Annotated in this window: 23 protein-coding genes; 4 read left to right on the top strand and 19 right to left on the bottom strand. The window is 36.0% G+C overall.

The features are described from left to right. Positions 1-84 precede the first annotated feature (84 nt). The 9 genes from AC4D4A_RS01735 to AC4D4A_RS01695 form a co-directional block, all read right to left on the bottom strand. Complete coding sequence (locus AC4D4A_RS01735) at positions 85-561, bottom strand: dCTP deaminase/dUTPase family protein (RefSeq protein WP_490994301.1); 477 nt, start codon at positions 559-561, stop codon at positions 85-87. A 12-nt stretch (positions 562-573) separates the two neighbouring features. After that, positions 574-2,883, bottom strand: a complete 2,310-nt coding sequence (locus AC4D4A_RS01730) for an ATP-dependent DNA helicase (protein WP_490994300.1) — start codon at positions 2,881-2,883, stop codon at positions 574-576. A 235-nt stretch (positions 2,884-3,118) separates the two neighbouring features. Further along, entirely contained in the window at positions 3,119-3,535 is a 417-nt protein-coding gene (locus tag AC4D4A_RS01725; protein ID WP_490994299.1) for a CBS domain-containing protein, read from the bottom strand. Positions 3,536-3,620: 85 nt separating this feature from the next. Further along, positions 3,621-4,277, bottom strand: a complete 657-nt coding sequence (locus AC4D4A_RS01720; RefSeq protein WP_490994298.1) for a GTP pyrophosphokinase — start codon at positions 4,275-4,277, stop codon at positions 3,621-3,623. Between the two features lie 178 nt (positions 4,278-4,455). Further along, positions 4,456-4,653, bottom strand: a complete 198-nt coding sequence (locus AC4D4A_RS01715) for a cold-shock protein (RefSeq protein WP_066103474.1) — start codon at positions 4,651-4,653, stop codon at positions 4,456-4,458. Positions 4,654-4,734: 81 nt separating this feature from the next. Then, complete coding sequence (locus AC4D4A_RS01710) at positions 4,735-4,935, bottom strand: cold-shock protein (RefSeq protein ID WP_066103471.1); 201 nt, start codon at positions 4,933-4,935, stop codon at positions 4,735-4,737. Positions 4,936-5,155: 220 nt separating this feature from the next. Next, a complete protein-coding gene (locus tag AC4D4A_RS01705; protein WP_490994297.1) occupies positions 5,156-5,707 on the bottom strand; it encodes a mismatch-specific DNA-glycosylase in 552 nt (183 codons plus the stop codon). A 164-nt stretch (positions 5,708-5,871) separates the two neighbouring features. After that, positions 5,872-6,966 (bottom strand): SEC-C metal-binding domain-containing protein, encoded by a 1,095-nt coding sequence (locus AC4D4A_RS01700; protein WP_490994296.1) that lies wholly within the window; start codon positions 6,964-6,966, stop codon positions 5,872-5,874. 245 nt (positions 6,967-7,211) lie between these two features. Continuing rightward, positions 7,212-8,081, bottom strand: a complete 870-nt coding sequence (locus AC4D4A_RS01695; RefSeq protein ID WP_490994295.1) for a 3D domain-containing protein — start codon at positions 8,079-8,081, stop codon at positions 7,212-7,214. Positions 8,082-8,431: 350 nt separating this feature from the next. Here AC4D4A_RS01695 and AC4D4A_RS01690 point away from each other — a divergent pair, with 350 nt between their 5' ends. Continuing rightward, positions 8,432-10,024, top strand: a complete 1,593-nt coding sequence (locus AC4D4A_RS01690; RefSeq protein ID WP_066103460.1) for an ABC-F family ATP-binding cassette domain-containing protein — start codon at positions 8,432-8,434, stop codon at positions 10,022-10,024. 174 nt (positions 10,025-10,198) lie between these two features. Here the strand turns inward: AC4D4A_RS01690 and AC4D4A_RS01685 are convergent, their stop codons facing one another. The 8 genes from AC4D4A_RS01685 to helD form a co-directional block, all read right to left on the bottom strand. Then, positions 10,199-10,912, bottom strand: coding sequence for an AAA family ATPase (locus tag AC4D4A_RS01685; RefSeq protein ID WP_490994294.1), 714 nt, complete (start codon positions 10,910-10,912; stop codon positions 10,199-10,201). A 392-nt stretch (positions 10,913-11,304) separates the two neighbouring features. After that, positions 11,305-11,928: an ECF transporter S component gene (locus AC4D4A_RS01680; protein WP_490994293.1), complete on the bottom strand. Its 624-nt coding sequence runs from the start codon at positions 11,926-11,928 to the stop codon at positions 11,305-11,307. Positions 11,929-12,451: 523 nt separating this feature from the next. Next, entirely contained in the window at positions 12,452-13,015 is a 564-nt protein-coding gene (locus tag AC4D4A_RS01675; RefSeq protein ID WP_490994292.1) for an HAD-IA family hydrolase, read from the bottom strand. Between the two features lie 11 nt (positions 13,016-13,026). Next, entirely contained in the window at positions 13,027-13,887 is an 861-nt protein-coding gene (locus AC4D4A_RS01670) for a CvfB family protein (protein ID WP_490994291.1), read from the bottom strand. Positions 13,888-13,934: 47 nt separating this feature from the next. Then, positions 13,935-14,837, bottom strand: coding sequence for a DUF1848 domain-containing protein (locus AC4D4A_RS01665; RefSeq protein ID WP_490994290.1), 903 nt, complete (start codon positions 14,835-14,837; stop codon positions 13,935-13,937). Positions 14,838-14,863: 26 nt separating this feature from the next. Next, a complete protein-coding gene (locus AC4D4A_RS01660; RefSeq protein WP_490994289.1) occupies positions 14,864-15,619 on the bottom strand; it encodes an ABC transporter permease in 756 nt (251 codons plus the stop codon). Then, entirely contained in the window at positions 15,616-16,524 is a 909-nt protein-coding gene (locus AC4D4A_RS01655) for an ABC transporter ATP-binding protein (RefSeq protein ID WP_490994288.1), read from the bottom strand. The genes AC4D4A_RS01660 and AC4D4A_RS01655 overlap by 4 nt, the downstream gene beginning before the upstream one ends. Positions 16,525-16,651: 127 nt before the next feature. After that, positions 16,652-18,892, bottom strand: a complete 2,241-nt coding sequence (helD, locus tag AC4D4A_RS01650) for an RNA polymerase recycling motor HelD (protein ID WP_490994287.1) — start codon at positions 18,890-18,892, stop codon at positions 16,652-16,654. Between the two features lie 87 nt (positions 18,893-18,979). On the opposite strand from helD, the gene AC4D4A_RS01645 reads away from it, so the two are divergent. Then, positions 18,980-19,264, top strand: a complete 285-nt coding sequence (locus tag AC4D4A_RS01645) for a hypothetical protein (RefSeq protein ID WP_490994286.1) — start codon at positions 18,980-18,982, stop codon at positions 19,262-19,264. A 103-nt stretch (positions 19,265-19,367) separates the two neighbouring features. On the opposite strand, the gene AC4D4A_RS01640 is transcribed toward AC4D4A_RS01645, so the two are convergent. After that, the gene (locus tag AC4D4A_RS01640; protein ID WP_490994285.1) at positions 19,368-20,900 is read right to left on the bottom strand and encodes a hypothetical protein; all 1,533 of its coding nucleotides are present in this window, start codon (positions 20,898-20,900) and stop codon (positions 19,368-19,370) included. Between the two features lie 191 nt (positions 20,901-21,091). Between AC4D4A_RS01640 and AC4D4A_RS01635 the strand changes: the two genes are divergently transcribed. Next, positions 21,092-21,658 (top strand): biotin transporter BioY, encoded by a 567-nt coding sequence (locus AC4D4A_RS01635; RefSeq protein ID WP_490994284.1) that lies wholly within the window; start codon positions 21,092-21,094, stop codon positions 21,656-21,658. A gap of 304 nt (positions 21,659-21,962) precedes the next feature. On the opposite strand, the gene AC4D4A_RS01630 is transcribed toward AC4D4A_RS01635, so the two are convergent. Further along, positions 21,963-22,613 carry a FusB/FusC family EF-G-binding protein gene (locus AC4D4A_RS01630; protein ID WP_490994283.1) on the bottom strand — a complete coding sequence of 217 codons (651 nt, stop codon included), beginning with the start codon at positions 22,611-22,613 and terminating at the stop codon, positions 21,963-21,965. A gap of 269 nt (positions 22,614-22,882) precedes the next feature. Here AC4D4A_RS01630 and AC4D4A_RS01625 point away from each other — a divergent pair, with 269 nt between their 5' ends. Beyond that, positions 22,883-23,935 (top strand): SMI1/KNR4 family protein, encoded by a 1,053-nt coding sequence (locus AC4D4A_RS01625; RefSeq protein WP_490994282.1) that lies wholly within the window; start codon positions 22,883-22,885, stop codon positions 23,933-23,935. Positions 23,936-24,380: the final 445 nt, after the last annotated feature.

Below are 24,380 nucleotides of genomic sequence, written 5' to 3'. Positions count from 1 at the left end.
TAAGGGTTTGATTTACCTATTTTTACCCATTTGAAAGATTTTAAAACAAAAGCGTTTATTAACAATAATTTATTACCTTGCCAATCAGCGTTTGGTTGAACCAAATCCGCCGGTTCTGCTAGCATGAAGTACTTGATCCTCATCCGCTAATAGATACTGTTTAAAAATACCCTGTGCAATCCTGTCCCCTTTTTTTACAAGAACTGGAGCTTCTCCGCGATTAGTAATGGAAATACCAATATTCCCATCATTTTCAGGGTTTCCGTAGTAGGAAGAATCAATAATGCCGGTCCCATTTGATAGAACCAGGCCATATTTCACTCCTAGACTGCTTCTGATATGTATCTCCAGCAATTCATTTTGCTGCATATAAGCTTTGATGTTAGTCCAAAACAGATGCTTTCCTCCAACATTCAATGTAATGGTTTCATTTGAAAAAAAATCATATCCTGCTGATCCGGCATCTCCGCGCATTGGCAGCTTGACCTCATCCTCCGTCATTTGCATCTTGATATGCGCAGGATTAACAACTTCGAATCCTCTTACTTTTTGCTCTTTCATATAAATCTCCTTTTATGTAACAATATCCTTGTAGCTATTAATAATTTTAAACTGACTCCACATTTCAGGAAACAAAGATCGATATTTATCGGTTAAAAAACGATCATCTATTAAAGTAAGCGTACCTGTATCCTGTTCACTGCGAATTAATCGGCCTGCAGCCTGCAATACTTTGTTCATCCCCGGATAAACATACGCGTAATCAAATCCATTTTTACCTTTCGAGTGATAATAGTTTCGAATTAAATTTCTTTCTTCATTTAATTGAGGCAATCCAACTCCAATTATAATAACTCCACTCAATCGATTGCCAACCAGGTCGATTCCTTCAGAAAAAATTCCACCTAATACTGTAAAGCCAATCACAGGAATATCCAGGTCCTCTTCAAAGGCTGACAGAAAATCTTCTCTTTCCTGCTCACTCATTCCTTGATTTTGTATCAGAATTTTAGAAGGTTCCTCAAATTCCTCCAGTTCGTCCATAACCATTCTTAAAAATTGGTAAGACGGGAAAAACACTAAAAAATTACCTCTGTTTTTTGTAATTGCATGAATGGTTCTGGCAATTTGAACACTAGATACCGAGCGATCATGAAATCTTGTAGAAAGCGGCTGTATTGCTATATCCAACTGATCTGGGGAAAATGGTGAACCGATTTGAATCCGATAATCCCCATCATCACTTCCTAATGCATCCATGTAATAGCCAATTGGCGTCAATGTAGCCGAGAAGAATAGAGTGGAAGCAAATCCCTTCGTCATCTTTTGCAAATTTATAGCAGGATCCAAACAAAACAGCTTCAAGTATACATTATTGCTTCCTTTTATTACATGCGTCGTATAATGCTCATTATAATACTTAGCTATCCGTAGAAAATTCTGTGATTGAAAAAAGGTTTCTAATAAATCAATTTCATTTGACGAATGATTCTCATTATACCTGGCTAATTGAGCACCGGCATGAAGTACGAAATCTTCTAGTGCATCCAGTAACTCGTCCGGCACTCCCGGATAAGCAGCCGATTTTCTTTCGCCCAATCCCTTCCTTTGCTGAATCAATAATGCATTAATTACTTTAGCTGCATTTGATAGCTCTGGATTCAATTGATTGTAGGACCTTTTTATTTCTAAGAATGCTTTCTTTTCCAACTCTGCAGAAAACATTTCCCTGCCGCGTTCCACCAGGTTATGCGCTTCATCAACCAGAATTACAGTTCGTTTCTTTTGCTCATCAGATAGTCGTTTCAAGAAGACTCGTGGATCAAAAATATAATTATAATCGCAAATCACAATGTCTGCCAGGTACGCTAATTCAATCGAATATTCAAAAGGATATACTCGGTGGCGCTTAGCGTATTCCAGGATTGTTTCTCTATCTATTAACCATTCATTTTCTAAAATATCCAAAACTGCAGCATTAATTCGGTCATAATGACCCTCCCCATACATACATTGACCAGCAGTACAATCAGGACACATTTTATCCTTAGCTGTAAGCGTAACAGTTTTCACTCTTAAACCTTTGCCAATTAAGATATTTAGTGTATCCTCAGCCACTTGCCTCGTAATTGTTTTGGCTGTTAAATAGAAAAACCGTTCAATCTTATGGTCTGTTTCTCCCATCATTTTTATGGTTGGAAATATAAAAGAAATGGTCTTTCCAATGCCAGTCGGTGCCAATGCGAATAATTTTTTTCGTTCAGAAATGGTTTTCCAGGCGGCTCCTATGAGCTTTCGCTGTCCTTTTCTAAAATTTTCGAACGGAAATTCAATTTGTACTGCTGAATTGAGTTTTTCTCTCCGTATCTTTAATTGCAGGATTGCAAATGGTGAAAAGGTTTCAAGTACTTGATTTAGGAATTGTTCTAATTCTTTAAACGTCAGGGTTTTGCGAAACGAGGCTGTTTGATTGGTCAGTACTTGTACGTAAGTCAATTGTATATCTATATGCTCCAGACCTTTATTTAAACAGTATATATAGCCATAACACATTGCCTGAGCCCAGTGTACAGGGTATGTATTCTCTTTAATCGCATCAAGAGGTCCAGAGGTTGATTTTATTTCCTCAATAACTGTTCCTTCTGGCCGATGTAAAATACCATCACATCTTCCTTCAATCTCATAAAGAAGATCCCCGTATTCCATTATAAGATTAAAATGTACCTCTTTTTCATCGTTCTCCTCATATTCTGCTTGCCTTCTTTGATGAATTCTTGTCCCCTCAATCATGGAGCTGGCCGTGCGAAAACCCCCGTCCAAATCGCCGCTCCGATATACATATTCAACTAACTGTCTAATGGATATATGATACTCACCTAACATGTACACTCACCCAACCTGCTCGTAGTACCATTATCATACCATATAGGGCACAGATGTTCTTACTTTGAAATCGAAAAAACATCTCTTTATATAAAGCAGGGGCTATTGAGACTCATTGATCCATTCATATAAATAGTAAATAAAACAGGGTATTCTCAGATTTTGAGAATACCCTGTTTATTGGATTGTCTTGTCACTTAATAGTTTTTGTAAAGTATAAATATACTCGGTTTTTCTAATTTTCCTCTGAAATATCCTGTAAAGCTTCACCAGCTTCGTCATTACCGGTATAGCTTACGGCTAAATCACCTAAGGATACAATACCAACAAGTTTACCGTTTTCCAGGACAGGCAGACGTCTAATTTGATGTTGAGCCATTAGTGCAGCTGCTTCCTCCTCTGTTGTATCAGGGTTTGCAGTCACAACATTTTGATGCATCACATCTGTTACTCTAGTTGAACCTGGCCGTTTTTCAGCAATTCCGTCCACAACCAAATCGCGGTCCGTTATGATGCCAACCAACGTATGATCCTCACAGACAGGAATAATTCCCACATTATCCTCTTTCATTTTCAAAGCAACCTCATATACATTATCAAGCGGTGTAACATAGTCTACATTTGTTGTCATAATCTCTCTTAACATCGTCATGAGCTATACCTCACTTCCTTTTACCTCTATCTTCCCCTTTTTCAGCTTTTTGACACATTATTTTTGATAGAAGGAGGAAGGTTAATTAAAGTTTGGTTCCGCTCATTAATTTATCCATATCTTTATAAACTTGAATTTCTTCATTGATTCTGAGCATTTTATCATCCAGGTCTGCAATCATATCAGCAGATTCCTTTAATTCTTGGAGTAGATGCTCAGGTACATCTTTAGAAAATTTATAATAAATTTTATGCTCCAGGCTGGCCCAAAAGTCCATGGCAATGGTTCTAATTTGTATTTCCACCGGCATCCATTTTTTACAGTCCGAAAAAAATACCGGGATTTCCGTAATCAAATGAAGGCTTCTATACCCATTTGGCTTAGGGTTTTTTATATAATCTTTAATCTCAATAATATGTATATCATCCTGTTTTCCAAGGGCATCTACAATTGCATAAATATCTGTTGTAAATGAACAGGAAATACGAATCCCTGCGATATCACGGACATTCTGCTGTGCATTTTCAACCGTAATATCAAGGTTCTTTCGTTTTAATTTTTTCATAATACTCTGTGGACTTTTCATTCTCGATTTAATATGTTCGATTGGATTATAATTATCAATGAATTCAAATTCCTGATTCAATATTTCCAGTTTCGTATTCATTTCACTTAATGCAAACTTATAGCCAATTAAAAATTCTTTCCATTCATTTAATTCTTGTTCAAAAGGCAAATTCACGTCTTTAGATACCTCTTTTCTGTAGTGTTTCCATAACCCTCCATACGATCAAAACGGTTAAATGGTTTCATTTTGATTTACTGAAAATATTGGTAAATTCACAAAATAAAAACAAAAAAAAAAAAAAAAAAACAGACCACATATTCAATGGTCTGTTTCTGCGAGAAAGCTGGACGGCTTAATCGTTCCGTCTAGGATTATTAATCGCTTGAAGCATTTTAATTCCTTCTGTCATCTCACTACCACATAATGGACACTTAGGTGTTGCTGTAGCTTTGAAATTGTCACGTACCCAACCGTTACAATCATCAGAAGTACATTCCCACACCTTCGTTTCTTCAGGGATTATTTCCTCAACATTTTTTCGATTATACATAACCGGCACACCTTTCTTTTAGAAGTTAATTATGTATTAAAAGACTATCCGTACATGGGATAGCCTTTATTCGCATACTTCTTAAAGCTTAATTACGTTTTCAGCTTGAGGTCCGCGAGCGCCTTCTGTTACGTCGAACTGTACGCTTTGGCCTTCTTCTAGAGATTTGAAACCTTCGCCTTGAATAGCAGAGAAATGTACGAATACATCATTTTCGCCTTCAACTTCAATGAATCCGAAACCTTTTTCTGCATTAAACCATTTTACTTTACCGTTTTTCATTTTGTTACCTCCAAAAATGTGTGATAAATAAAGATTCACCTATTATAAAAAGTACCGCTCTGTAAAAAAGAGAACACTTTATAATAAGTGAATGTCTATTTACCGGCAATTTTATAAAGATAAACATTACACCTAATTATACAGCACATTTTCAGAAATGTCAATAATCTGCTGAACTTTATAATCCTATCATGCCTCTATCAGCAGATAGTATACCTGTTTATTTTTGTGATTTATTCCACTCATTTAATTGCCGGAAATAGTCTATTCGTTCTTCTCTTGTATAATGGGCATTTACTCCGCTTGTAGATGGAACAACAAAGATATGGCAGCCTTCCCAATCGGAAGTGCCATAAAACAGGCCGTCCTGAAGACCTGGTTCCACTTTGCCTTTAAGACGGTTTGTTGCGTAGCGAAAGGCAGTAATCCCAATGAAGCATAAACATTTAGGCTTGTATTGAATGATTAAATTCCTTAAGTCTGCCGCACCCTCTATAAATTCTTCTTTTTTCAAATCAGAAGAAGATCGTGTTGCTCTGCCGACAATATCCGTTATTCCGTAGCCATAGTCCAGGAGCTTTGCCGTCTCCTCAGGTTTAAATTGATACGGCGTAATGCCGCCCAAATACAATCCCTTCCAAAACAAATTCGCTGGATTCGCAAAATGATACCCTTTAAGAGCTGAAATTCTGCCAGGATTAATCCCACAAAATACAATATCCAATCCAGGCTTTATATAGGTTGGCAATGTTAAAGATTCAAAATCCTCCATTCATACCCTCCTTGCTCTTTTTTGGATGATTATAACGCATTTAAGAATGATGATAAAGAAATCTACTTATACCTGTTCTTACCACTCCTTATTAAAAAAACACGGCATATACCCAGTAGCAAGCCACTGGATACACACCGTGTTTACAAGTTACCTTTATTAAATTAAGCTTTACCGCAGCATTTTTTGTATTTTTTTCCACTGCCGCATGGGCAAGGTTCATTTCTGCCTACTTTTGGTTGAGTTTTTTGAACTGGAGCAGAAGCTGCAGGTTTACTAGCAGATGGAGAGGATAATTCAGAAGGTGTATGACCTTTTAAAATCCATAGTCTTGTGTTATTTACGACAATAACCATTTTTTCAACCAATGCATTAATATCTTTTTCTGACTCAAATTCAATTTGTTCTCCAAACCACTTCACCACATCAGGCAAGGATTCTCCGAATTGAACTTTAAAGATGAAACGGTCTGCCAATTCTGCTGCTTCTTCTTGCTTCATAGAATACGTATCTGATAAATATTGAATGAGTTCAACCATTTGCTCTGTTCTTTCAAATGGTTCGTATCGGTTCACATTTACCATAGTTTCAGCAGGAATTTGATAGTATTTCAAGCCTACTCTGCTTGCCTGTGCCTGTTTAAATCCATCTAACTCCTTGATTGTATCGTGAATAATATACTCATCATTTAGACGGAAATCTCCATAGTAATCTTCCAAATAACGAATGTAATTGTGCAGCCATTCAATATCCACTTCTTCCTGGATATATCCTTCAATCAATTTATGGGCTTTTTCAACCTCCATAAATCCATAATAACGAATTAAGCCAAAAAGAATGTTTGTCACTTTTTGGTTACGGTTAATTACCGTCATAATTTCTTTTGGATTTAGATTGTAAAATTGTTTCATTACTTCAGTCGGCATTACAACCACTGGTTGATCTTCCACTTTGGAAGGGTGGATATATCCGATACTTGATAAGTAAAATACATTTTCAAGTCCAATTTGTTCAATTGGCATAATCCCACTTTTAGTCATCATCGCCACAATAGCTGTGTATTGATGAAGATCCATCATTTGAACCTTCTCAGGGACAGAAGCTGGTATTTTCTCAGCCAATGCTGCTACCAATTCTTTTTTTCTTAATGAACTCATGTTTTTTAAATTTAGATTTCTGCGGATATTCTTTAAAGCATCCATCTTTAATGAATCCAGCAAACTCTCTAAATTATATTCATCTACAGTTGCAGTTGTCATCAGAATTCCTCCATATTGAATCAAAAACTAAAAATATAATAATTCCCCGTCAAAGAATTAAATTTTACTACAAATCACGAAAAAAATAAACTGTCGCTCTATTCCTACATTTTAATTTCCGGCTATACACTTATGTATTTGATTAAAACATATGGTATTGATACTACCTCTCTTTTACTGGAATAGAAAGAAAAAAGCAATCCGGCTCGTGCCTGGATTGCTTTTCATAACCAATTAAAATTCTATCAATCTTCCAAAATTTTCACATCAACTGTTTTAATACCCCAGTTTTCCGCTTCAGCCTGAGATGGAATAAAAACATCAATTTTATTCCCTTTAATTGCTCCTCCGATATCTGCGGCGATTGCGTGTCCATACCCTTCCACATAAACTTTTGTGCCAAGTGGAATGACAGATGGGTCAACAGCAATTACCTTTTGATTCGGATTAGCTTTAAGGTCAATACCAGTGTATGTGACACCAGTTCCACCTTCACAATCCGCCGTATAGGCCGTTGCTTTAACGGTAATGATTTTCTCATCCTGCTCAGAGTTTTCAGCAGAGGTATTTATTTCTTCATTTACTTCTTCAACCTCAGAAGTTACAGCAGTTTCTGTATTTTTATTTACCTCTTCTTCAACAGGTGATTTTACAGGTGTCTCTTTTACCTCATCTTTATCTTTAACTGCAGGTGTATCAGTAACCTGATTTTCCTGAGTCTTTTCTGTCTTTACAGGCTTTTCTATCTTAGATAAGTCCGTTCTACGTTCATTGGATTGCACGTTTTCCGTTTCAACTTTATCTGTTGCATCGGCAGCAGCATTAGTAGAAGATTGAATATTCATTTGCGTATCTTTTTTACTTGAATTAATAGATGCATATGTTGTATGCTCAGACTCTTTTTCATTCTGAACGATTGTAGAGCTTGTCTTTTTTTCAGGCATATCTATAAACATAAAGTCACTCAAATCATCTTTCACTACTTGACTTACTTCTGCTGTTGGCTGCTGATCTATATGTTGAGTTTTATTATGATTTGATGAGGAAACGAAGCCACCTTGTATGACTCCCGCAAGTGATGTTGAAATTAACACCGCAATAATTAGTTGATTCATCGGGCTAACCTCCTTTATTTTGACCAATGAATATCAGACATTATCCTACCAACTAACTAAATTAGTTGTTAAGAACAAATAGATGTTAAACCTATTACATATATGTCACTGGCATTACAATTATGTAACAAATTTACAGAAAAGTGACTTAGTAAGCGCTTTTTCTATTGATTCTGTAAGTACTAGATTTTTTGTATTTATAGCTAAAGATGAAGTCATTTTACACAAATTACCACCGTCAAAGTGCTGTTTTCTGACTAAAACACGAGAATGTTAGTACTTCTCTTTCAAAATGTGTACATGTGGTGATATAATTTCCTAGATACCAGCAAACGGAGGAAATGAAATACATGATTACTGTAAATAACGTAGGTCTTCGCTTTGGAGACCGAAAATTGTTCGAGGATGTAAATATTAAATTTACACCTGGAAACTGCTATGGATTAATTGGTGCCAATGGTGCCGGAAAATCTACTTTTCTTAAAATCTTATCAGGTGAGCTAGAGCCTCAATCTGGAACTGTCAGTCTTGGCCCTGGAGAGCGCCTTACTGTCTTAAAGCAAAACCACTTCGAATATGAGGATATTGAAGTAATCCAAGTGGTTATTATGGGACATGCCCGACTTTATGAAGTTATGAAAGAAAAAGATGCTATTTATATGAAGGAAAACTTCTCCGACGAAGATGGTATGAGAGCAGCAGAGCTTGAAGGTGAATTTGCTGAACTGAATGGTTGGGAAGCAGAACCTGATGCAGCAATCCTACTTAAAGGGTTAGGGATACCAGAAGAATTACACAACAAAAAAATGGCTGAGCTAGATGGTGGAGAAAAAGTAAAAGTATTGCTTGCACAAGCTTTATTTGGCAAACCGGATGTATTATTACTCGATGAGCCTACCAACCACCTTGATATCAAAGCTATTCAATGGCTTGAAGAATTTTTAATCAACTTTGAGAATACGGTAATTGTTGTATCCCATGACCGTCATTTCTTGAATAAAGTATGTACACATATTGCAGACCTTGATTTCGGAAAAATCCAATTGTATGTAGGAAACTATGATTTCTGGTATGAATCCAGCCAATTGGCACAAAAATTAACAGCTGAGTCCAATAAGAAAAAGGAAGAAAAGATTAAGGAATTACAAGCATTCGTTGCCCGTTTCAGTGCTAATGCTTCTAAATCTAAACAGGCCACTTCCCGTAAAAAATTATTGGAAAAGATTACGCTCGATGATATTAGACCTTCATCCCGCCGTTATCCATATGTACACTTCACTCCAGAGCGCGAAATTGGTAATGATCTTCTGCGTGTAGAAGGTCTATCCAAAACGATTGATGGAGAAAAGGTACTGAACAATGTTAGCTTTATTATGAATAAAGACGACAAAATCGCTTTAGTTGGTCAAAATGATAATGCCAAAACAGCTCTATTTAAAATCCTAATGGGTGAAATGGAAGCTGATGAAGGAACATTCAAATGGGGAGTTACGACTTCACAATCCTACTTCCCTAAAGACAACTCTGAGTTCTTTGAAGGAAACGAGCAAACTCTAGTGGATTGGCTTCGTCAATTCTCTCCACAGGATGAAAGCGAATCATTCCTTCGCGGTTTCCTCGGAAGAATGCTCTTCTCTGGTGAAGAAGTAATGAAGAAACCGTCTGTTCTTTCCGGTGGCGAAAAAGTTCGTTGTATGCTATCCAAAATGATGCTCAGCGGAGCAAATGTTCTTCTTTTGGATGAACCAACCAACCATCTAGACTTGGAATCCATCACAGCAGTCAATAACGGTATGATTAATTTCAAAGGTGCCATGATCTTCACATCTCATGACCACCAGTTTATCCAAACGATTGCAAACCGTATTATTGAAATTACTCCAGATGGCATCATCGACAAACAAATGACGTATGATGAGTATTTAGAGACAGTTAAAAAGTAATGAATGCAAAAGACTATCAGTGAATTTTAACTGATAGTCTTTTTCTTATAATTTGGATTAGTGCCTTGTTAAATATAAAAAATTACAAAACAGCTTAAATCCTTCTGTATTTCATACTCCATAATTAAATCCTTAATCTTAATCAAACGACTACATACGGTGTCTTCTGGATGATTAATCTTCTAATATCTCTCGCAAAAACTTTTGTCTATTTTGTAAAAAGTAATTCGTTATTTGATAGTGATCTGTCATTTCATAATCTATCTCTTTAATTGTATCGTTATCAAAACTTAGAATTGTGGCGTTGGGATATCCTAAAAGAATTGGAGAATGTGTAGCGATTATAAATTGACTGTCCCCTGCTGTGACTAAATCATGTATGATTTTTAAAAATGAAAGTTGTCGCTTAGGTGATAAGGCAGCTTCTGGTTCATCTAATAAATAGATGGCTCTCCCTTTAAATCGGTTTAAAAAGAGGGACAAAAAAGACTCGCCATGAGATTGTTGATGCAAGGAACGTCCGCCATAGGCATTATAAGCTTTTACTTCATCAATATGAGAAGCAAAATTATAAAATGATTCTGCTCTAAGAAAAAAACCGTCTGTGACTTTAGGAAGCCACGAAAGCCTTATATATTCGCCAAGTGCGGATTCTGAAGCATGAACATTATAAGTATTATTCCGCCCTCCACCTGCTGTATTAAACTGACATTTATCAGCAATTGCTTCTAGAAGTGTAGATTTTCCTGAACCGTTTTCTCCAACAAAAAATGTAACATTGGTTTTCAAATTCAATTGGTGAAGATTCTTTATTGAAGGAATAGAGAAAGGGTACTCATTATAAGAAGGTATGTTTTCATGCTCAAGTTGAATTCTCTTTAAGAACAACACTATCACCTACGATTTCTTTTTTTACTTTTTTCGAATAAAACGTCCCTTTAACTGAATGAAAAAGACAATAAACCATGCATAGCATTCGACAATCAAATCGGATCGTTTTATTTAACAATTATATACAAAGCTTCATTGTTTTTCACAATTTAATCCCACTAAAATAGAATAAAACCGAGTAGTTGGAAAAATCGATTATAGACGACACGTACGGCTTATTTTCCTTGAAATTACTCTATACTTTATAACTTCAATAGCACTTGATTATAAGTTCATCCAAACAGCAACTATAAAAAACGCCATTTTGAATATTGATATTCAAAATGGCGTTCAAATTAATATGTGAGTTTGACATTTCTTAGTTGATATTCAGAAATAATGACATGAGTTTATCTTCTCGAAATCTTTAATAAAGGTGGAACTACCGCCATCGTTACCATCCCGGCAAGGATTGCTTCGGCAAGTCCATTTGTAAAAAACACAGTTAAAACAGCTTTATAAATGGCACTTGTACTGCCAGCGTTAATAGCCTCTGCATAAGCATCCTGAAATAGAAAGGTAATAGAACCCATAACCAAGAATGTATGCATAAAAGTGGACACTAAAGCTGTAATAAATAAAGCAGGTTTTTGAAGCGAATTTTTCTTTGTTATAGCATTACGAAATGCTTTAAAAATATAGTAAGGTATAAATCCAATCATTACTCTTGGAACAATAGCAATAAATAACGCCCAAAAACTTCCTTGATCTGTTCCTAATACGGGAATTGCTGGTGAAAAAGCAAATGATAATAATGTCGGAGTAATCGTATTTACAGCAATACTAGTAAATCCAAATACTAATCCCAATAACGCACCTATCTTTGGGCCTAAAATAATAGAGGCAATAATAATTGGAATATGAATTAAGGTTGCTTTAATTACACCTAAATGAATAAACCCAAATGGTGTAAACGCAAATAAAAGAATAATAGATAAAAAAATGGCTGTTAACGTAAAGTCTTTTATTTTCAACTTTCTAACTCCTTCAGTAATCAAATTTCTTTAAATTATCTTTTGATTAGTAAATTAAATTATAAGGATAAATTATTTGGAATGTAAAGATATTTCGCTTTGAGGATCAAAATTTAATGTAAATCTTAAATATGTGAACTAACCCTTACAGATACCGAATTACGTAATTGTACTCATGGGATGTTCATTTATCGCTATACATCCTAAAGATTGAGAAAATATCCATTGGAAAACTAATCCGCTCTATTTCCTTACTGATTCGCTCAATTATTGCTGAATTCGGCTGAATTCTGGTCAGAATCGGCTCTATTATCACTAAAATTGGCTCTATTATTCTGAATAACGGCTCTATTAATGGCTATTTAACCTCATATCTATTCTTTTCTCCTAATCCAGCAATCTTATTAGTAAAGTATATATGTTAAAAATCTATTTCCAGCAAGGGATTCGTTATAATCTATCCATAAAAAGCAAAACAGGTGGGAAAGAACAATTTGTTCTCTCTCCACCTGTTGAACTTAACTTATCTTTTAACAATCTCAAAAAACGTATCATAGCTATTAACATAATAATCCGCACCTGACGTATCATTCTGAAATAAGCAGGTTTTTATGCCAATACTTTTGGCAGGTAAAATATCTAACTCCCTATCCCCAACCGCGAGATCAATACGGTACTTATCGTGCAGGTACTGATAGCTTGCCGGATGAGGTTTTTTTGGATATCCGTCATCAATGGCTACTATTTCTGTGAAATATTGATCCATTCCGTTTGCTTTTAAAATACTCTCGGCACCTTCACGGTATTTATGCGTCATGATTACATTTAAATCAGCTGCCTCCAGCACATTCTTCACTCCCGGAAACGGCTTGAAATCCAAGGGCTTTAACTGCCTTTCAAGTATATGAATATGTTTAATTTGTTCTTCGGTTAGCTTAAGTTCGTTGAACGCGTGGCCAAATGACACTTTTAGCAAGGAAAAGATTTCTTCCTCTGAGAGAGATGTCTCCACTGCACTTTTGACCATTCTCGCATAACCGGGATAGGTATCAAATAAAGTGCCGTCAAAGTCCCAAAGTATATTCATATCCATTCCCCTTATTGTTTCGTTATCTTCGTCCAGCCATCATCTTGTGTAATTCTGCGGTCCTTCATTAGTCGGCCGAGAGCACGTTTAAAAGCTGCTTTACTCATACCAAAGCGTTTTTGGATAGACTCCGGATCCGATTTATCCCAATAAGGCATACTGCCTCCGCGGCTTTCAAGATAAGTATAGATTGCTTCCGCATCTTCATCAAGGCGTTCATGCGTACGTGGCAGTAACGAGCCATTTGTACTGCCATCAGGCTTAACTTCAATAATTCTGCCCTTGACCAATTCACCCAGTCTTGGTTCATTGGCACGTTCACTCTCATGAATGAAACAACGGTACCCTTCAGTTGTTAAAATAAAGGTGCCTACTTTTAATAAACGGTAAGCTCTTCCCTCAAAATCTTTATTTTTTATTGATTCAGGAGCATGCTCGCTTAATTCCTGTACAACTGTTTCAGTAGCAAGACGTCCAAACATTCTGCCTCTATTATCGACTTTTAATGTAACATAAAGCTGGTCGCCGACTTCTGGCCATAAGCTTTTCAACTTTGGTAAGTCGTCACTGGAGATCAATAAATCCTTTTGAAGTCCGATATCAAGGAAAACCCCATGGCTTGGATGAACATCCACGACCGGAACCCAATCATATTCACCTTCAGTAATGGTTGGCAATTTCATGGAGGCTGTCAATCGACCTTCTTTATCGTTAAATAAGAAAACTTCTATTTCTTGCCCTATTTCAAGATCACCAACAATTTCATGTGTGTGAAGCAAAACATCTTCTTCACCATTAGAAAGAAAGTATCCGAATGAAACCTCTCTTTCCACTGTTAATGTTGCTTTAATACCTGGTTGTAAATAACTCATTAACTCTTCACCGCTTCCTTTATACGATCCTTAAGTATATCATTATTTTACCCGTTTATCAGTAAATAAGGACTAGTTGGATCATGTTTTTGTCTATTTGTCTGCACCAGCTTCGGACTTCTTACCGCATAGCAATATACGCAGCCAAATGGGCATGTATTATATGAACCCATCTCTTCTGCCTCCATGCACCCACATTCAGTCCGCTGGTATTTATCCTTTTTACCGGATAATTGCAGGTTAAATACTTCTTCAATAAAGTTTTTATCAATACACGCGCCATGTTTGATTCCGTGTGTATCCAAGTCAATAATCTCCGAACAAGTCTCTGATACCATTCCATATTGCTTGCAAACTGAACCAATGGTACGGGTCAATGCATTTAAAGCTGACCGATTGTTAGGGTCAAGCCAGTCATCGAATTGATAGCCCTCGACCTTTTCCAGATTAGCAAGTCTACCTTTTGTCTTCGTATAAAAATCTTGAAAACTAATCACTACACGCGAAGTAAACCCGGATAATTGTTTTGCTATATGAGTAAATCGCTCGATATGATACTCCACATTCGTTTTATTGCTTAACACAATGGGATCGTATCGCCAGATTACTTTCTCCTGCCCGATTAAATCAGATATATACTGGAACTCTTTCATTCTGTTAGATAAACCTGGCATCCCTGGCTCAATCTCTTTTGGATAGTCATTTAGAGTATATTGAAACATTAAACGGTAGCCCATCTCCACTAATTCAGGAATATAAGGATTCATCGGTTTTGGATTCTTTGTCCAAAAACAAATTGCATCCACATCTACCGGCAAAAGTGAAACCTTCTTTGTTTGATGACGATTAAAAGGATTCACCTTCATATAATAGCCTTCTCTGATTCGATTCATAAACCACTCAGAGTAAAACGCAGGTATATCTGTTCTCCTGCTGGCACTAATAATCATCATTCTCACCCTTTCAGGCCTTTACTTTATACTGTTATATCCCTTTTTGCAAAGAAAAACCAAGCAACACCATAAAAGAAAATGAAATGCATGATAAGGATGATGATCGAAAAGCCTGGTGACATTCCAGACAGGATAGGTGTATTACCGAATAAGTATTGGTCCCACTGTGTATTGGCAAAGAGCAAAATCTTGCCAAGGGACAGCTCCAGCAACTCTGCAATTTCCGTTACAAACTTCCCGCCAAGTAACGCAGCTATTCCAAACCCAATTGCAAAGGCACTATTTTTAAATACGACAGATACTGCATATGTAAAGGTTGAAATCAGCATCAATTCCAAAAACGTAATTCCATACGTTAACAATAACTTTTGAAACATAAGCCCATAGCCCGCTCCAAAACCGTAAACGATTCCTCCAATAAGCCAGGAAAAGATAAATGTAGTGGTTAATAAATATATACCATACAATTGAATCGTAAGCCATTTGGCAAATAAGACCATTGACCTTGTTCTCGGACGGATCAATAACAGTTTAATTGTAGCTGTTTGAAATTCATTAGCCAGTATACTCCCCGCCAAACCAATCGCTAGAAATATCGTGATGATTAGGAAGTTGGATAGCACAGACATAAAGTCAATCACATTTCCGTCTGTTCCTTTAATCAGTTTTGTAAAAATGAATGGTAATAAACAAATCAACAAAGGCATCACCAGAAAGGAGTATTTGACCATTTTGTTATTTGTCATTTTATAGTGTTCGTTATAAAGTAATGACCTCATGATATTCCGACCTCCCTCGTTGAAATCGTCTGTAAAAAGGTATCTTCCAACTGATTTTGGTCATAAGCAAGCTGATATACTTTCACTTTATTCAGAACCAGCAATTCATTAAGCAGCGGGATATCCTTTTTTTCAGCTGATAAGCGAATAAGGTTTCCCTTATATGAAATAACCTCATAATTTGCATCTAATACAGACAAAGCATGTTGGACATCATCCACTTCAATAATAAGTACATGATTTTCCATTTTTACATTTGTAATCTCCAATAATTCACCCGCTTTTATGATGCCAATTCGATCACAAAGCATTTCTACCTCAGATAAAAGATGAGTGGAAATGAGAATCGATATATTCTCTTCTTTGGCCAAATAAAGAAGATGATTACGTAAATCACGCATACCTTCTGGGTCCAATCCGTTTGTCGGCTCATCCAAAATCAAAATCTTCGGGTTGTGCAAAATGGCCTGGGCGACTCCTAATCTTTGTTTCATTCCTAACGAATATGTATGTACCTTGTCATCAATTTTTTCTGTCAGATTTACTAATTCAACAACTTCTTCTATTCTATCAGATGAGATATTCGAATATAAATTAGCGTATAATTCTAAATTTTGCCACCCCGTTAAATAATCGTAGAAGGCTGGATTTTCAATAATAGCTCCTACATGTTGGATAGCGTCAACAAAAGACGTTCCTACCTCGTGATTCATGATTCTAATCTGACCGGCATTTTTCTTCATAAGTCCGCAAATCACTCGAATCAAGGTCGTTTTTCCAGCCCCATTAGGTCCGATTAAGCCGAAAATTTCGCCTTCTTCTATTTCAAAACTGATATTTTTAAGAATATCAGAACCAGCTATTTCTTTGCTGATTGATTTGACTTCTAAAACTGTATTTCTCATTCTCCCTGCCTTACCTCCCTAATCCAATCTACTTATCTATTTTACACTACTTACAACCGCTTACCTATATACCGTAAACGTGTTTTCCAAAACAAATAGAAAAAGGGACAATTTTCTCCAACAAAGGTTAGAGAATAAATGCCCGCTTCTGTTTCCCCATTAATATCAATCGGTGAAGAGCTCTGGTCATTACGACATACAATAGTTTAATATCGATCTCATGGTTATCCGAGTATACTTCATTATATGTGACAGCAAATACAGCATCAAACTCCAGTCCCTTCGCTAAGTACGACGGTACAATTACTATTTTATCCTTTGGAATAGATGTTGTTTCTTCAAGTAAATAGAGGTCAAGCTCAGTATGCTGTTGAAGAATGGAATTTACAATCGCTGCATCTTCCTCAGTTTTTGTAATAATCGCGAAAGTATTGAATTTCTCTTCCTTTAACTGCCTTACTTGACTAGAAATCTGCTCAGACCATTCCTCATCTGATGTGATTTCTAAAAATACAGGTGGTTTGCCATGTCGAATGATTGGTTCAACCTCCGGAAATGAAGTGGAGAGCCGTTTTAATAATTGATTGGCTTCATTCATAATCTCGACGGTTGTTCGGTAACTCTTTTTCAGCTCTCTATAAATGGCTCTTGGAAAAATGGATTGTCTTACATCCTGCCAGTCGGTTATTCCCCGGTAAGAATGGATGCCCTGCGCCAAATCACCGACAAGGGTAAACATATCTGTTTCCAAAGCTGTTTTAAGCCCTTGAAGCTGCATAAAGCTATAATCCTGCGCCTCATCAATCACTACATTCTTTGCCTTTTTCTCCGGCTTAACTCCATAAATTTTTGCATATAAATACAGAATAGGGCCTAAGTCCTCAAGCTCATACTTTTTCTTAGAAAAGATATTCTCACTGCTTTCGCAAAGTTCTAACGCCTCTTTTTTACTGAGTTTATGATCTGAGTATTGAACCAGTCTGTCCGGGTTGCTGTATAATTCTTTATAAAGTGTCCATATATCTCTCTTATCAAAATAGCTCATATAATCCTGGACGGCTTTTTTGATTTCCATTTTCAGATCATTGACCCTCGCCTCTTTTTTATCCAAAGCCAGCGAAATGTATTGCCTCCGCTTTTTCTCATCACCCTTCCAGTTTAAGGCCCTGTCAATTCTGACCTCATAATGCTGAGCTACTTTTTTCAGCATTTTATCTTTATTCAAACGTACTTGATTTTGAAGGACTTTTTTTAGTTTCTCGATTCGTTTATAAAGCGGCAAATAGGTATACTCATTGTATAAAAGATGATTAAACTGTTTTGCTGTATACAATTTAAACTTATCAACCCGAAAGTCTTCATGCACCATTAATCCGGTTTTTATTTCTTCTACATAATGGTCAAGCACCCCTTGAAATAGAGAGGAACCTTTGATGCTTGAGATGTGAACGAATTGTTGATCCTTGAGGATATCACGTAGCTTAGTATCCTCTGTCAATTTAATTTTCTTCCCCAGCACCTCTTCTACATATCCCTGGAAGGTCATTTGCCTTACTTTCTCAACACCGAGTTCTGGGAGAGCCTCTGATATATAATCAAGGAATAAAAAGCTTGGTGCTAAAATTAATAATTGTTCAGGCTGGAATACATCCTTATAGTGATACAAAAAATATGAAATACGGTGCAAAGCAATCGTTGTCTTCCCACTTCCTGCAGCTCCCTGCACAATAATAGGTTTATTTAAATCCGCTCGTATGATTTGATTCTGCTCCTCCTGAATCGTTGCAACAATCTCTGTTAATCGATTGGCAGAACTGCCGGCAAGAGACTCCTGCAATAATTCATCCACCGTCGTGACATCGATATCCCGTATGTCGAGCAGCTCTCCATCTTCAATGATGAATTGCCTTTTCAGACTAATCGTACCGTCATAAGTTTCACCTTCTGACGTGTAACTCACTTCTCCCAACCGGCCTTCATAGTATAAATTAGCAATAGGTGAACGCCAATCAATAATCAATTGCTCCTGATTGTCACGCTGGAATAAGGATGTCTTTCCAAAATAAAGCTTCTCCATTCCGCCACCCTCACGAGAAGTGAAATCAACCCGCGCAAAATACGGTTTAGGTATCGCCTTAATTAGACTTTCCAGTTCGGACCTTGAGAGCTGATAGAAGCTTGCACTAGTTAAAAGCTGCGAATACCCCGCACTCTCTACCCAGTCTTCATCTTTAAAGATGTCCTTCATCTTTTCCATAAATTGTTCTTTGTTTGTTTCAGCTGTATCAATGACAACCTGCATGTATTTTTTTATAAATTCGAGCCGTAGTTTCTCCTCGTCAATCTCCTGATTTACACCACTTATCACTCTTTCACCAATCCTTTCTTTATATATTTTAAGAATTCTGTTTGAAAGACTAAACAAATCACCATACTGCTTATTGGAGGTGGAAACATGTACAGAAATCAAATTGCTTTGGTCTTTTCTGATTTTGGGTTAGATCATCTTTATTTAAAATTCGAAGTGCCGCTTGAAGTTCATGGAATATTGAATGACCCGGAGACATGTGAAATAATGGAACAATTTTTGTCCGTGTATGACTTTAATTCACAGGAACCTCTCTTATTTGATGAATTTTTCACTCATTTTAAGATATTTAAACGAATAATTAAATTCACTAGGGATTTACCGATCCATTATATTGATTTATATAAACCGAGCAGTGAAATCTCTTACTAAATTGATTTTGGGATCTTCCAAGTAACGTTATATTCATACTCCCGATACGACAAAATAACCAGACAATCGTTTCATGATTGCCTGGTATTCTTCTTAACGTTATTCACAATAAGTATGGCCCAAATAAACAGGTCATAACTAATAAATTATAGCCTATGTAGTAAAATAATCCAGCAAATAAACCTGTATCTTCCTTCATCACCCAGCGATAGATCATATACGTAACAATACTGATGATTAAAGGCCAAATAATCAAGCTGCCATCGAAGTTTAAATATGATGGAGCCGCAAAGAATGACCTTTCTGATAAGACCTCATTCAGCATGTAGATCATAGTACCGATATAGAGCAGAATTCCCACCGGCTCTACCCAACTGCGTTCATTCCTTTCGAAAATATCACTCTTGATAAACGACAGGATTCCGTAAAAGACCAATGGCGGAACAACCCATACCAGTCCGAGCACTAGCATAAAAAAGCCGCTGAATATGCCAGAAATAGAATAATATAGAGCGGAGGTATAATCTTCTTTGGTTATTTTTTGTGAAGTTTCGATATATCGATCATCATCCGTTGTGCCGTTCAACACATATTCCTTCCCATCAAACGTTTGCCAAGTTATATAATTCTGATCAAGCCATTGAGGTCTGGCTGGAGTGTCTTCCGTATTACTTCTCCTCTCAGCTACCCAGGCTCCTTTTTGCTGCGTAGCATAGTAAACATTATATCCAGAACGCTTTGCAACTCGATCTCCCTCAGCAACAAATAAGATTACCGGCTTATTATCCTGGAAGGAAATTTGCAAATAGCGAGGATTCTCTAACTCACTCCCATTCTTCTCATCATAAAAAGTATACTTCTCATTTTTTTCTACTTTTGAAGTAGCTAAATCAAAGCTCAATTCCAACGCTTGATAGGCTCTTTGTCCCTGTGCCATCATATATTTTTCGATAATAGCCGTAGCTTTTTTGTCTCCGGCATCATAGATGATATTCTCAATTGTTTCCCCACCAGTTGCTGAATGCTCGAGCAGCTTTTTAAATTTTCCATTATATAATGAATAAAAATGAACCTCGGAATCAGATATTTGAAGTCCTACTAAAAAGGACTTTCCATTTTTAGCCTGCAGTGCTGTGTAAATAGGTTGATCAAATGTATGTAAAAGCTTTGTTTGACCTGTACCTGCATTATATTCTTTTAGTTCATTCTGATTCCAAAAGAGAACTCCAGCTTGGATAGGTGTAAAAGAGCTAATGTCTTGGTCGATAGCCTGATTCGTTCCCTCTTGGTTGATGGTTAACTTATCATCGTCCATATAAACCAGCTGACCATCGGACGCCCAAATTGGTTCTGCCGGTGCCACTTCGGCTTGGATGGATTCTTCTTTTAACAGGTTAAAATTTTGATCGAATACTTTGTGAGAAACGTCTGTCTCATCCGGCATAAAAATGTGTAACTCATCATCTTTTTGATAACTGTAATACTCCATTGGATATTTTGATGATGCTTTCAAATTGCTTGATCTTCCCCACCCATCATCAGGCAGAGTTGTTTCCAGTCTTACATTATACACATAATAAAGCAGCAACATGATAAAACCTGTAATAATTGGTATAATTATGGCCTTCTTACTCAAATGAATCCCCCTTAATCTCTAGATCTTTATACTCATTTAAATAATATCACTATATTAGTTTGATTTGATAGAATTTTCTATAAATTACAATTGTTTAAATTTTAATTTATAGAAATCTTGTTAAATCTCCGTAAAATATGTTAACCTATTACTTAAATTAGTTTACTTATTTTCGATTGAGGTGACTGTCTATGGCTCATGATAAAACGAAAAAGCTAGTTCTCACAGCAATGTGTGCATCCATCATCTGTCTGTTAGCCCAAATCACCATTCCTTTGCCTCTCATTCCTATTACAGGACAAACATTAGCCGTTGGGATTGTGGCAACCATCTTGGGATCCAGACATAGCACGATTACAGTATTAGTCTATTTAACACTCGGTCTTATAGGCTTACCTGTATTCTCTCAATTCACTGGCGGATTGGGCATTTTATTTGGACCAACGGGCGGTTACTTAATCGGATTCATTCCAACAGCTTTTCTGATTGGGCTATGGTTAGAAAAAACATCCTATACATACAGTCAAGCTTTTCTCGCAAACCTAATCGGTATGTGTATCACCTTAGCCATTGGATGCATTTGGTTAAAAGGATTTGCGGCGCTATCCTGGCAGGAAGCATTAGTAACAGGTATTTATCCATTTTTACCAGTCGGCATTATTAAAGCTATCCTTGCCGCATGGTTCGGCATCACTATAAGGCAGCGCTTGAACTCTGCTAAACTATTACCAGCTCAAACCAAAAGATACTCCACCTAATTCATAGGGAGGAGTATCTTTTGGTATATTGGGAGGGTGTTATTCACTATAAGACGGTTAAAGTATGTTTTTATCAGCTTCTCTATTACTGACTATATTTCTACTTGTTAACTTAAAAATAACTAGATACTCCATAAAGAATATGAACAAAACTATATAATTTGTACTGTAAACCAAATAAAAGGCACCCTATTTGAGTGCCATCTATAATATCTATATTATTTAATTTTGATAGTAACCAACGCTTTATTCATTTCTGCATGTACAAAAAATACAAACAATAGTATTCTTTCACCTAAACCATTCACGTTCCTAGTGAATCTTTTAGAAAAGCTTCTATATACTCCACGTTCGTTATCTTTTTATTACATTCTCTGCTATCGACACATATAAGATTACCTATAGACTTGTAATAATCTGGGTTGTTCATTTTTTTCGCTTTTGTTACAGTGGAAAAATAGGCAACCTCCCCAATATTATTACAAAAGGAACAAATATTTTTCGTGCTGGTCGGTGCAAGCTGACATACGATACCGACCATTTTCTCCTCCATTTCATAAATTATAAATTTTTTATTGGATCTTAGGTCGTTCCAGCTTAAATAGGTCAACTCGTTGTGGTCTATATTTGATAAATCAGGCAGCTTTAATTTTTTCTGTTTCGGGAATAATTTTTTTAACTGGCTCTCTGTAATTTGTGGAAAAGTAAGCACACAGTCCTCAAGACGCTGTACGTACGCTTCATACTCTCTATCTGTTTTCAGCATAGATAAATCAAGCATTTCCAATATTCCTGTTCTTTTATCTGGAAATAGGTCCAGAATTTTTACATTTGCTAAGGAAACGACAGCGTCCAAAATATTTTGAGGTATATTCTTTTTCTTACTATCCTTTATTAAGGCAATCTGTTCTTTTATAAAATTTAATTGTTCATTTTTAATAAATTTTTCATTCATCACATAAATCTCCAATCTGGACGATTTTCTTTATTCCCTTATATTAAACTATAAAGCCATTTTATAATATGAATAAAATGACTTAAAATAGATGGCTCGTTCATTTCATCTTTTAAAAAATGTCACGTTATCACCATTTCCTCTATCTTCCTTTCGTTTTTTCTGAAATACAAATTATATTTAAAGTCACACAATGGATTATCCATCAACCAATATATGTAAAGGATTAAATGGGACTTTGTAGAATTATATATTGAGCAATAATTTATATGAAATTAGGTGAAGAGATTTTGAAAAGCAGCATATGGGATAAAGATGTAGGTTACAAACCACTACCGGTCACTGATTCAATTATTGAAATGGCCGAAAAAAAGCTGGGTGTTAAACTTCCAGAATCCTACATAAAATTATTAAAAGATCAAAACGGCGGGAGTATCATCTACAATGCTCATCCCGCTCCCAAGCATGAAGTATTTGACGATTTATTCATAGAAGTAGAATACCTCGATGGAATTGGCAAAAATGGAGGAATACTAGATAGTGAAGAATTAATAGAAGAATGGGAAATGCCTAAAGGCCTTGTTTTGTTTAATGGTGATGGTCATTACTGGCTGGCCTTTGATTATCGGCATACTTCTTCAAATCCGCCAATTGTGTACGTAGATAATAATGAGGAGGTTTCACTAGTAATACAAATCGCTGAAAACTTTGATAAATTTCTAGAAAACTTATATGTTGCGGAAATAGAATTACCCGATGACGAAGACTACTCTATTGTTACATATAGTAAAGAAGACTTTGAATTGTTAATCGAACAAGATGATACTGATACACTCTCTGAAATTATTCAATTTGATACTATTGATGATGAAGCAGATTTAGATTGGTATGGCATAAAGTTATTACAATTGAGCGAACATCCTGATGATGATTTAAGGATCTCTATAGCTAATAAAATTTGGAATAATTATACTTATGATTTTAGCGATGATATCTTGGAAAAATTCATTGAGTTATTTAAAAATGATACAGATTCTGATGTGAGAAGCTATGCTGATATGATTATAGAAAAAATAAATTACTCTATAGAAGATTTAAAGATGGAAATGATCAGAGAAAATACGGATTATGGGTATAATGTCGTATCCAGCTTTATGTATAAAGAGAATAGCTACCATGTTATACAGAAAGATAATATATGGGTATTGGAAAGTCATACTGGTTCAGATCAGTCATTTGATTCAATAGATCAATTCTTTAAAGAGGCAACATTAGAGGGCATCCATCTTACCGATGCTTGGGTAGAAGTTAAGAAAATATAAGTTTTTTTGAGAAAAGAAAAAATTACAGTGTACTAATTAGAGCACTCTAACCTATGAAAAAGATCCTGATCTCCAAAGTTGATCAGGGTCTGATTATTTTGGATATTTCCCTTCACTTATTTAGACGATAAAACATATCCGTCGAACATCCTTTATCAAATCTTCATCAATTCTTTTTCTACCATTTTGTAATTCTTATAATTTTCAAAGTGCCAATCTCAATAACAACTATTATTTTCTTTTGGCATCCATTAGTAAACTAACCTCTCACCCTATTTAAGTCGAATGGGCATTGTTCGTTAAATTATTCTTAAATACCAGTTGTAATAATACATTTTTCTAAAATAAACTCTCGTTTCACTCTCTATGCTAATGTCATTTATTAAATATGGTCAATTCAGTCCTTCTACTGATTGCGAAATTAATAAATATTTCCAAATATTAT

The sequence above is a fragment of the Pradoshia sp. Z5_111 genome, from assembly GCF_058267535.1.
Note: the sequence above shows the minus strand (reverse complement) of the source record. Positions and strands in the feature narration are given on the sequence as shown.

Excerpts from the sequence above, each read along its gene's own strand:
- AC4D4A_RS01735 (WP_490994301.1), bottom strand. The coding sequence starts at position 561 with ATGAAAGAGCAAAAAGTAAGAGGATTCGAAGTTGTTAATCCTGCGCAT.
- AC4D4A_RS01730 (WP_490994300.1), bottom strand. The coding sequence starts at position 2,883 with ATGTTAGGTGAGTATCATATATCCATTAGACAGTTAGTTGAATATGTA.
- AC4D4A_RS01725 (WP_490994299.1), bottom strand. The coding sequence starts at position 3,535 with ATGACGATGTTAAGAGAGATTATGACAACAAATGTAGACTATGTTACA.
- AC4D4A_RS01715 (WP_066103474.1), bottom strand. The coding sequence starts at position 4,653 with ATGTATAATCGAAAAAATGTTGAGGAAATAATCCCTGAAGAAACGAAG.
- AC4D4A_RS01710 (WP_066103471.1), bottom strand. The coding sequence starts at position 4,935 with ATGAAAAACGGTAAAGTAAAATGGTTTAATGCAGAAAAAGGTTTCGGA.
- AC4D4A_RS01705 (WP_490994297.1), bottom strand. The coding sequence starts at position 5,707 with ATGGAGGATTTTGAATCTTTAACATTGCCAACCTATATAAAGCCTGGA.
- AC4D4A_RS01700 (WP_490994296.1), bottom strand. The coding sequence starts at position 6,966 with ATGACAACTGCAACTGTAGATGAATATAATTTAGAGAGTTTGCTGGAT.
- AC4D4A_RS01695 (WP_490994295.1), bottom strand. The coding sequence starts at position 8,081 with ATGAATCAACTAATTATTGCGGTGTTAATTTCAACATCACTTGCGGGA.
- AC4D4A_RS01690 (WP_066103460.1), top strand. The coding sequence starts at position 8,432 with ATGATTACTGTAAATAACGTAGGTCTTCGCTTTGGAGACCGAAAATTG.
- AC4D4A_RS01675 (WP_490994292.1), bottom strand. The coding sequence starts at position 13,015 with ATGAATATACTTTGGGACTTTGACGGCACTTTATTTGATACCTATCCC.
- AC4D4A_RS01670 (WP_490994291.1), bottom strand. The coding sequence starts at position 13,887 with ATGAGTTATTTACAACCAGGTATTAAAGCAACATTAACAGTGGAAAGA.
- AC4D4A_RS01665 (WP_490994290.1), bottom strand. The coding sequence starts at position 14,837 with ATGATTATTAGTGCCAGCAGGAGAACAGATATACCTGCGTTTTACTCT.
- AC4D4A_RS01660 (WP_490994289.1), bottom strand. The coding sequence starts at position 15,619 with ATGAGGTCATTACTTTATAACGAACACTATAAAATGACAAATAACAAA.
- AC4D4A_RS01655 (WP_490994288.1), bottom strand. The coding sequence starts at position 16,524 with ATGAGAAATACAGTTTTAGAAGTCAAATCAATCAGCAAAGAAATAGCT.
- AC4D4A_RS01645 (WP_490994286.1), top strand. The coding sequence starts at position 18,980 with ATGTACAGAAATCAAATTGCTTTGGTCTTTTCTGATTTTGGGTTAGAT.
- AC4D4A_RS01635 (WP_490994284.1), top strand. The coding sequence starts at position 21,092 with ATGGCTCATGATAAAACGAAAAAGCTAGTTCTCACAGCAATGTGTGCA.
- AC4D4A_RS01630 (WP_490994283.1), bottom strand. The coding sequence starts at position 22,613 with ATGAATGAAAAATTTATTAAAAATGAACAATTAAATTTTATAAAAGAA.
- AC4D4A_RS01625 (WP_490994282.1), top strand. The coding sequence starts at position 22,883 with ATGAAATTAGGTGAAGAGATTTTGAAAAGCAGCATATGGGATAAAGAT.